Origin of the sequence: Parafrankia colletiae (assembly GCF_001854655.1) — a bacterium.
Taxonomy (GTDB): domain Bacteria; phylum Actinomycetota; class Actinomycetes; order Frankiales; family Frankiaceae; genus Parafrankia; species Parafrankia colletiae.
In genome coordinates, this window is record NZ_MBLM01000078.1 from 1 (window position 1) to 2,590 (window position 2,590).

Sequence of the window (2,590 nt, forward strand, 5' to 3'; positions counted from 1 at the left end):
GATTCAGGCCCTCAGCAAGCCCGATCCTCCCAGCTCAGGAGCACTTTCCTATTCCCGGCACCCCAACAGACGATCACCCCGGTGAAAGCCCGAGGCTAACGCACAGTCACCACCGGATGTGCGGCAGAACCGTTGTTCACTTCCGAAATGGTGAGAGTTGAGTGCCCATGGTGATGGACGCGGTCAGAGTATGAGATTGTCTGACATGAATGATGTTCGGGTGTCGAAGGAGGGGGCCTTATGCGTGGCCGGGTGCTGAGTGCCGGGTTCGCCGTTGTCGTGGCCTGCGCCATCACGATCACCGCCTGCGGGGACGAGACGGCACAGGAGACCGCGAGCGCGGGAGAAGGCCGGACGGAGGAGCCGGCGGCGAGCCCGACGGATTCGGCCACGTCCAGCTGGAACGACTATCTCGCCCTGACGCGCGGCAAAATCTGCACCTACCAGGGTGGTGACGGTGCCGGCGGCCAGCTGACAAGCACTCAGGAGGCGATCTCGATAACCCCGAATTCGGCCGGTACGGAATACCTCGTCGAGGCGGTCACGGCCGCCGGTGTGGGTGACCCGGCAGATTCACCTAACGCGATCACGCAGCGATCCCCCTATCTGGTCCACCCGGACGGTTCGCTGAGCGTCGCGCAGAAGCCGGCGGCGATACCGCCATTCGTCTACGAGACTGACCAGCAGGTCCGGTGGCCAGATCCGTCGGCGCTCGCCGCCGGCTCGACCACCAAGACGACCACTACGATCACGATGACGGCCACGCAGCCCGAGGCACAGGCGGAGATCGACCGTATGGTGACGTCGGGGGAGGGCCTGCAGATGAGAACCTCCTACCTGGTGGAGCCCGCGGAGGCGATCACCTCGATAACCACCCCCAGTGGCACCTACACCGACCTGGTCGGCGTCACCGTCTCGATCACCGATGCCAGCTTCGTCAACGCGGTCCCGGCGGCCGCGCGGGAGCTGGCGGCAGTGCTCGACAACCTGCGGAATCTGGCGACCACCCAGTACTTCGCCCGCGACACCGGGCTTGTGGAAATCCAGGTGGACAACTTCTCCCAACAGCTCCAGGGTTGCACCGGCTGACGTATTCCAGTCGTCCGATCCTCGGCGAGCGAAAGTCAGGACCATCGGCGGCCACCGCACGGCACCCCGTGGCCGGATCCGCGGGGTTCTCGATAAGTGGGTGTTCGATCCCGCGGGTTCCGTTTAATTCGGATTCATGTTCCTCGCCAGGTTGGGGTTGATTCGCCGGTGGCGCGGCGGGCCATGAGGTCGATCATCGCAAGGTGGATCATGGCTTCGGAGTGGGTGGGGCGGCCTTCGTAGTCGCGGGCGAGGCGGCGGTAGGACATCAGCCAGCCAAAGGTTCGCTCCACAATCCAACGGTGTGGAAGGGGAATGAATCCCTTGGTCTTGGGGTCGCGGCGGACGGTTTTGATGTCGATGCCCAGTCTGGCGCCGTGTTCGATGACCGCGGTGCGGTAGGCGCTGTCGGCCCAGGCTTTGCGGATCGTGGGATGGGCGGTGGCGACGGTGGTGAGCAGTTGGATGCCGGCGGGGCCGTCGGGTGTGYTGGCCGTGGTGACCAGGACCGTGAGTAGCAGTCCGAGGGTGTCGACGATGATGTTGCGTTTTCTGCCGACGATCTTCTTTCCGGGGTCTATGCCCTGTGTGGCAGTCGGAACGGTGGGGGCGGTCTTGACGCTCTGGGAGTCGATCACGCAGGCGGTGGGTTCGGGGTTGTGGCCTGCGGCGGTGCGGGCGTGGAGTCGTGTCCGCTCGACGAGTTGGTCGAGGACGCCGTCGTTGTGCCAGTGGGTGAAGTAGCCGTAGACGGTTTCCCAGGGCGGGTAGTCGTGGGGAAGGTAGCGCCAGGGGATACCAGTCCGGTCGACGTACAGGATGGCGTTGAGGATGCTACAGATCTTGAATAGTCAGGGTCTGGCTACGGCGGTTCTGGGTCCAAGGTGAGGTCGGTCTGGCCGAGGAAGCCGGGGGCCTGTAAAAGTAACGGCTCTGTGCCATATTCGGTGGTGACGGAGCGTGTGGTCTCCWCCTGGTCTTGGGCTCGAAGGTCCGTGGTCGGCTGGCTGTGGGTTGACACGATGTGTCGTGTGTGACGCGGATCGTCTGGTCAAGTTGGTGTTTTCGGGGCTGTCGCCGCTGGTCATCGAGGGTGTGTCGGACGAAGACGGGCTGGTTCGGGTACGGGCACGGACACCGGAGGTGGCGGTCGCCTGTCCGGGCTGCGGGGTGCCCACGTCGCGGGTACACAGCTACGCCGAGCGGACGGTAGCCGACATGGCGCTCGACGCGCGCCGCGTGCTTCTGGGGGTGCGGGTCCGCCGGTTGGTGTGCCCCACACGCGGGTGCCGGCAGACGTTCCGCGAGCAGCTACCCGGAGTGCTGGAACGCTACCAGCGGCGCACACCGAGGCTGGCCGCGCAGATCGGCGCGGTCGTCCGGGAGTTAGCCGGCCGCGGCAGTGTGCGGGTGCTGTCCGCGTTGACGGTGTGCCTGTCGGTGCAGACCGCGCTGCGCTGCCTGCTCCGTCTGCCACTCCCGCCGGTCACGGCGCCACGGG

General features: G+C 65.7%; 2 protein-coding genes and 1 pseudogene. 2 read left to right on the top strand and 1 reads right to left on the bottom strand.

What is annotated here, in order from left to right; all coding sequences use genetic code 11:
* Nucleotides 1-240: 240 nt before the first annotated feature.
* On the top strand, nt 241-1,089 hold the full coding sequence (locus CC117_RS09285; RefSeq protein WP_071083338.1) for a hypothetical protein: 849 nt from the start codon (nt 241-243) through the stop codon (nt 1,087-1,089).
* A gap of 134 nt (nt 1,090-1,223) precedes the next feature.
* On the opposite strand, the pseudogene CC117_RS09290 reads toward CC117_RS09285, so the two are convergent.
* Nucleotides 1,224-2,031 (bottom strand): annotated as a pseudogene (locus tag CC117_RS09290) (IS5 family transposase).
* An 87-nt stretch (nt 2,032-2,118) separates the two neighbouring features.
* Here CC117_RS09290 and CC117_RS09295 point away from each other — a divergent pair.
* A partial coding sequence (locus CC117_RS09295; RefSeq protein WP_407673491.1) for a transposase family protein occupies nt 2,119-2,590 on the top strand: 472 nt, incomplete at its 3' end.

Excerpts from the sequence above, each read along its gene's own strand:
- CC117_RS09285 (WP_071083338.1), top strand. The coding sequence starts at position 241 with ATGCGTGGCCGGGTGCTGAGTGCCGGGTTCGCCGTTGTCGTGGCCTGC.